Genomic DNA, 6,929 nt, shown 5'->3' on the forward strand with positions numbered 1-6,929 from the left:
TGTGTGCTGGCATCACTTGCCAAACCGGCTAGAGAGTAGCGTGCACCTAGGGGGTGAGGCTGAGCAGGGTAACGGGGCTGCGCCATGCACAGGACGCGCCCCGTAGGCGGCGCAATGCGGATAAGGACGCCAGCGCCCGACGGGCAACCCTTCTGGAGCTAAGTGGGCCTACGAAGGTGAGGTAAGGTACTCATACAATACGGGCTCTACAGGAGTCTGCAGGTCCAGCTTCATATTCACAATAGGTTTTGTCTGCTCCCCGGCTCCAATAGTTGAGTCAACAGCATCTCGGGGCTCAGCCTTACCAAGGTAGAAGAAGTCAGCGCCTTCAGAATCATCCTTTTTAATGAGGATTTCAAGGTCATACTCGCCTGAAATAATTTTACTTTCCACCTTACTGGTCGTCCTTCGTCCGTGCTTGGTGAACCATGAAAGCGTCTGTTCATCATCCAGATGATCCCGGTATTTGACCGCCTCATCTATGTCATCACTCTTATGGTAGGTCACAAAGATTGGGCAGGTGGCGGTGGCAATGTCAGCCTTATAGCCATACATCGTAGACTCATAGTTACCGGGCCAGTTGAGGATGCGGCACACATCCTTTCGGCTGTACCGTTTGCCCACCTGAAGTTCACCTGCTCTATTGAACTGATGTTGGTTCAGATACAGGCCAGCCTCTATCGAATCGTCAACCTGGTTCTTAAATTCAACATTCGTTGAATACAGATGGATCAGTTCCTGAGAGATAGTCAGACCGTCATTACCTGAAGTAGCGATTGGGCTATTTCCATAGCTCTTCCTCTCTCTTTCAGTGAAAAAATCAAGGGAGAGGACATTCAGTGCAGACCTAGTCGTCATCTCAGCAGTACTGGCCCCGTATCCACGGAGCAGTTGCTTATACTCCGCCTTCGTAACCGGTTTTCCGGTCAAGAGCTCCTTGAGAAGTAACAACTCGTGAGGTCTTTTACCGTTCATGAGTTCCCTGTCAAGGAACATCAGATACCGTTGCTCCGCCTCCGAAAGGTCTGGAACATGAGTCCCATCTACCTTTTTCAAAAAATGCCAGAAAGAAGGCCGGTCTCTACCTGAGATAAAGGCAGTGGGGTCAGGGGTATCGAAACGCGCAAAGTCCATACGCGTAGGCACTCTGCCCAAGCGGTACTTCAGCTCCACATAAGCCTCTTTGAGCTTTGCCATTGAATCTAACTTGGTTGACTGCAATGACTTTAAGACTCGTTCGAGCGCTACCTCCTCAAAGCTCACACTGGAGACGCCTGCCAGCACACCAACCTGACGAGTGCCGTCAAGCTGCCGGTGTATAACGTCTTTATCTAAAGTCCTATCACCGAACAGGGCTATGGGAATGAGGAAGTTATTTTTGTAATTACCGATAAAATCGATAACCCTTAGATGCGTTTTCTCAGCTGACTTGCGCAGGCCACGCCCCAGCTGCTGTGTGAACACAATTGCTGACTGTGTACTACGTAGCATCACTATCTGATTTACAGCAGGGATGTCTATGCCTTCATTGAAGATGTCTACCGTCAAGATGTAATCGGTTCTGCCTATTTCTAAGCGCTGCACAGCGGCCTCGCGTTCAGCCTGCGAGTGTGCACCTGTTAGCACTTGTGTGCGCAGGAGGCGCCCATTCACATACCGCTTATTCAGTTCAGCGCTCAACAGCTCGGCTTCATCATTCCTACTACAGAACATCAGGCCGCGCACATTTCGAGTGTGCCCATACCGTTCAATCATTTCGACGATGTAATCCACCCTGCTCTCAAGAACCAGACGGGCTAAGTCAGCACTCTCTTCGATAGTCTGACCATCAGAACTGACGTACTCACTTACGCCAAAATAGCTGAAGGGAACCAACATGTTTTCCTCCAGAGCACGGTTTAACCGAATCTCATAAGGAACGTTGTAGTCAAATAACCCATAGATATTGAATGCGTCACTGCGTTCAGGGGTCGCGGTGAGGCCAAGCAAAAACCTGGGCTTGAAGTAATCAATAATCGTGCGGTACGTATCAGCGCCGGCTCTATGTACCTCATCAACCACAATGTAATCAAAATAGTCAGGGGTGAACCGCTGAAGGGTATCTGGCCTTGAGAGAGTCTGCACGGTGGCAAAAAGGTATCTGGCTTCATCATCCCGGCTTAGGCCAACATACTTGCCGAAAGCCTCTGGGGGCTCATGATCCAAAACTTTTTGAAACTCTTCCCTTGCCTTGTTCAGAATCTGTTCACGGTGCGCTAGAAAGAGTATGCGTTCGGGGCGGGCCTCTCGAACCGCAAGCGCAGCGAGGATCGTCTTGCCTGTTCCAGTGGCAGAAATAACCAAAGCTCGCTTCTGGTCCTTGAGCTGGACCTTCTTGATTCGGTCCAAGGCTTCACGCTGCATCTGGTTCGGCTCAATTCTACCTACAGGAACAATGCGGTCTGCTTCGTTTTCTAGAACGATGGAGTCACGCTTAGCCCGAGGTAGTTGCTCATAGGCCCTAATCCATTCAGGGGTCAGCAGTTCAGAGCGGCACGTCAAACGATCAATTGCGCCTTCAAGTTGCTCAATAATATGACCATCATTAAAAGCAGAAAAGCGAAGATTCCACTCGGTGTTTGAGAGTAAGGCTGACCGGGTTAAATTTGAGCTACCAATGATGGCAGTCGAAGTTTTAACAAACCCCTCATGTTGAAAAATATAGCCCTTGCTATGGAAGGCATCGATGGGGTCTGTGAGTACCCGAACTTCGATATTTTCAAGTTTGAGCAGTTCTTCAAACATCTCTGGGTCATTGAAGCCCAGATAGGTAGATGTGTAAATAGTGCCCTGGCCTCTGTAATCTAGGAAAACCTGTTTGAGCATCGCCAGAGCAGACGAGGTAATAAAGGCAACCGCAAATTTGAAGCTACTGGAACGCCTAAGCTCATGCACCAACGCCTCTAACATCGTCTTGCCTCGAGAGTTATCGAACAACACGGGGTTATAAAGGCGATGAGATTTTACCTGCTTATCGATATACCCATAGCGTGTATCACAAGCAAGCACATCAGAAGCAAGGTTCTGGTGCAACATCTCGTTTACCTCAACTTCTCATTGATTTTTTCAACAGCAGGCACATCGGCCGGTGCCCACTCAACTGAAAAAAGCTCCGAGGGAGCAAGCCACCGAATCTCAGCGTGCTCAGTCAGTTCAGGCTCCCCCGCAAGTAGGGTGCAGTAGTAAGTCCGTAGAGCTACAGCCCCAAAGTCGTATTCATAAACTGTTGTTTCCACATGTTCGCCTACTTCAGCAAGCACGTTAAGTTCTTCACGCAGTTCTCGCTTCAATGCCTCAACCGGGGACTCCCCCTGTTCAATTTTTCCACCGGGAAATTCCCAGAACAGAGGCAAGGACATCTTCTCGCTCCGCTGAGCTGCGAGAATCTTCCCGTCCCTGATAAAAACCGCGCCGACTACGTTAATAGTCTTCTTCATTTCTCTCCTCAAAACCATGTGTTCTATTGCCTTAAAGCAGCATAGAAGGTGATATGGAGAGATGCTAGGTAGACACCGGCTAGTTGAGAGGAAAACTACCACTCGCTGTAGTACACGTCCTCGGTTTCATCGGAATAAACCTCTTCTATACCCGCTCCCCACAGCCTGCGGCAGAGCTCCTCGGCCCGCTGTTCGTTAGATATGTAGTAGAGGCCTCCCAAGAAGACCCACCCCTCAACCATGCACTCCCCTGTTTCACTATCGACTCTGTGTTCACTTTCAAATTCACCACACTGCATCAGGTCAGAATGAACTGGGCAACTCTGAGACGGTTGCAGGTACTGATAGTTCAAAAGATGCCCCGACCAAGCAGGCTCAATAGTATTCTGACTGCTACCTGCTTGCCTCATGTTCACCCAGGTTCTCTTCTGATTCCGTGCTTTCCCAGCCCCAACCCTATCGATCTTTACGCCGACCGGAGCGTGCGCCCCACCGTAACATGACTGGCTAAATTCACCACCCCACCACCGCACATCGGTGCAAAATGACCTAGCTCACACTATGATGGGGCATACCCTGGTACAGCTGGCTGGTACCCCACCTGCCAACACACCAATAGCCCCATCACAACGGAGTGAGAATCATGCACACCGAACACCCAGACGGCATCGGAAAAGTGCCACCCCACTGGAAAGTCGGCCCCTTTCAGGTTCGCCTACCCTTCATTCACTACCGCTTCGAATGGCAGGACTACACCCAGGGCCTCTTCATGTGCGCCGTTGACCTGGCAGCCATCCCCCTCATGGTTGACGCCCTCGGCATGCCCTTCGAAGTCGCCCTCGCCGTCGTCCTGCTCAACGGGCTGCTCTACCTGACGCACCACCTACTCGGCGACCCCGTCGTCCCCGGCTGGATCACCCCAGCCATCCCCCTGCTCGTCATCTACGTGCAAGGCTTCCCCGAGGGCCCCGAACGGGTGCACGCACTCATCGCCTTCCAACTGCTCCTGGGCGTGTTCTCCATAGCGCTCGGTGCTACCGGCATGGCCTCGCGGGTGGTCAGCGTGATTCCACCGGCCTTGCGCTCTGGCATCATTATTGGCGCAGGCTTTGCCGCCATCTACTCCGTATTCCAAGAGGGCGGCCGCTTTCACCTCTTCCCCGTCACCATCACCGTGGCTGTGGGTGTGGCCTTCTTCCTCATGTACTCCAAAGCCTTCGCCAGCCTACGCCAACGGGGCGCCGGTTGGCGGCTCCTTGCCTCCCTAGGCATTCTGCCCTCCATCCTAATCGCGGTCATCGTTGCCCCCTTGGTCGGCGAAGCCAGCTGGCCCAAGATTGAGTGGGGCTTCAGCTCACCCGATTTCGCCGGGCTCTGGCAGAACTACACGGTGTTCGGCATCGGCCTACCGTCAGCGTCCATGTTCCTCACCGCTATCCCGACCATGCTTGCCGCCTACATCGTGGTTTTTGGCGACACCCTACAGGCCAAATCGATTCTGAGCGAAGCCGACGAGGTACGTAAGGACGAGGCTGTAGTGTATAGCCCCAATCGCGCCCACCTGATTTTCGGCGGCCGCAACGCGCTCATGAGCGTCATCGGCCCGGACATCGCTATGTGCGGCCCTCTCTGGGCCGCCATGCACGTGGTCATTGTTGAGCGTTACAAGCAGGGCAAGAAGGCCATGAGTTCTATCTTCGGCGGCGCGGGCTCCTTTCGCTGGGGCACCAATACCGGCCTGCTCCTGCTGCCCGTCATCACGCTTGTGGAGCCCATTCTCGCTGTTGGCCTGGCGCTGACGCTGATTATTCAGGGCTTTGTGAGCATTCGCGTGGGCATCATGGAATCGCGTAATCAGAAGGATTTGGGCATCGCCGGTGTGACCGGTGCCGTGCTCGCCACCCAGGGGGCGACCTGGGGTTTTGTGGCCGGGATTATTTTGGTGGCCTTGGTCTACGGTAAAGATTTCTTCAAGAGCGAGGAGGACGGCACCCTGCGCACCGTTGACGAGGTCGCAGCAGATAGGGATCAGGCGGCTACGGGTGAAGGCGCCCAGCCCCGTTCTCTGGAGGGAGAGGCGGACGCCGGCACCAGCTAGCCCAATCACGCTCAGCACCTAGGTGCTGGGGGGTACTGGATACTGGGGTTAGGACGTTGGGGGCTGGGAGCTGGGGGGCAGGGCCACTGAACAACACGAGCACCCGTGAACCACCTACCCACACAGACCCAGCCCGCGTAACACACCGTCACAAACCACACACCCCTTGCCAAGGCACAAACCCAGCACTATAAAAACACATAACACCTAACCACAACGGCGTCACCAGGAAACCCACCATGAAACACACCCAACACACAGCACTCGCCACCCTAACCCTCGCCCTACTCACCCTCACCAGCTGCACCAACCCCAACAACACAAACAACATCCCCACACCCGAAACCAGCACCACCGCCTCCAGCGGCCACATCCCCACACCCGACCCCACCACCAGTAGCGAGACCAACTACTCCGGAGGCTCCAAAGCACCAGCCGGAGAATACCGCCCGGCCGACCAACACGGCCCAGCCCAAAACGTCCCCCGCCCCACACGCCCCGAAGGCATGAACATCGAAAGCGACGAAGGCCTAGAGAAATTCCTGGGCTACTGGGTAGAGACAGTCAACTATGGAGTGCAGACCGGAGACTTCACCACAACACATCCGCTAGTAGCTGATTCATATGAATCAGACCTCAAGTTCTATGCCTGGGTTGAAGAAATCTACACCCGTGGCGGCTGGATAGAGGGAGGGCACCGAACCATTGTCTTAGGTGACTCGCTCTTACTATCGCATGGGGAAGGAAAATACACGTGGGCTGGAAATATGCCCGTGGATAACTCACGAGTTCACCTAGAAGGAGAAATGACATCATACGATAATTCAGAATCACAGCAACAAGGAATTTATTTCGATGTTTCTTTTGTTGAAGGGAAATGGATTTTAAACAATGTAATCCTTGTGGAGGGAGAACTATGAGGAAAAAACTTACACTGGCATCGACAATCGCCCTAATCAGTGTCTCAATATTGCTCACATCTAACCCCTCCCATTCTTCATATCAGGGAAATATATCTAGAGACAGAATTGATATATCATACAAAGAAAATAGCAGCCAACTTACCGAAATTAGTAGCGAAAGTTTTTTGGGAGTTGGCGGGAGCAACAACCATGCCGGTAGACCTTCACAAGAAACACTGACTAGTTATTTTGGGGAATCGGCTCAACAGTCAACTACCGGCAACCCTGTGAGCAGAAGCGCTCCCGCAGTAATCCCCTGCCGCGACCCCAACGACGCACCAGGCATCATCACCGACAACCTCGGCGCCACCTACCTCTGCGCACCCCGCACAATAGACCCCACCAACCCAACAGACCCCACCGACCCAACAGACCCCACCAGCCCAACAGACC

At 53.2% G+C, this 6,929-nt stretch carries 5 protein-coding genes; 2 read left to right on the forward strand and 3 right to left on the reverse strand.

Going from position 1 to position 6,929, the window contains the following annotated elements; genetic code table 11:
• Nucleotides 1-168 precede the first annotated feature (168 nt).
• The 3 genes from L6966_RS11245 to L6966_RS11255 all read right to left on the reverse strand — a co-directional run bounded on the left by L6966_RS11245 (nt 169) and on the right by L6966_RS11255 (nt 3,718).
• Entirely contained in the window at nt 169-3,075 is a 2,907-nt protein-coding gene (locus L6966_RS11245) for a DEAD/DEAH box helicase (RefSeq protein ID WP_237233398.1), read from the reverse strand.
• Between the two features lie 5 nt (nt 3,076-3,080).
• On the reverse strand, nt 3,081-3,476 hold the full coding sequence (locus tag L6966_RS11250) for a (deoxy)nucleoside triphosphate pyrophosphohydrolase (protein WP_237233399.1): 396 nt from the start codon (nt 3,474-3,476) through the stop codon (nt 3,081-3,083).
• A 95-nt stretch (nt 3,477-3,571) separates the two neighbouring features.
• Complete coding sequence (locus L6966_RS11255; protein ID WP_237233400.1) at nt 3,572-3,718, reverse strand: hypothetical protein; 147 nt, start codon at nt 3,716-3,718, stop codon at nt 3,572-3,574.
• Nucleotides 3,719-4,119: 401 nt separating this feature from the next.
• Between L6966_RS11255 and L6966_RS11260 the strand changes: the two genes are divergently transcribed.
• On the forward strand, nt 4,120-5,574 hold the full coding sequence (locus L6966_RS11260; RefSeq protein WP_083090891.1) for a hypothetical protein: 1,455 nt from the start codon (nt 4,120-4,122) through the stop codon (nt 5,572-5,574).
• Between the two features lie 239 nt (nt 5,575-5,813).
• A complete protein-coding gene (locus L6966_RS11265; protein WP_237225194.1) occupies nt 5,814-6,494 on the forward strand; it encodes a DUF6318 family protein in 681 nt (226 codons plus the stop codon).
• Nucleotides 6,495-6,929: the final 435 nt, after the last annotated feature.

It is taken from the genome of Rothia nasisuis (assembly GCF_928381405.1).
Lineage (GTDB): Bacteria > Actinomycetota > Actinomycetes > Actinomycetales > Micrococcaceae > Rothia > Rothia nasisuis.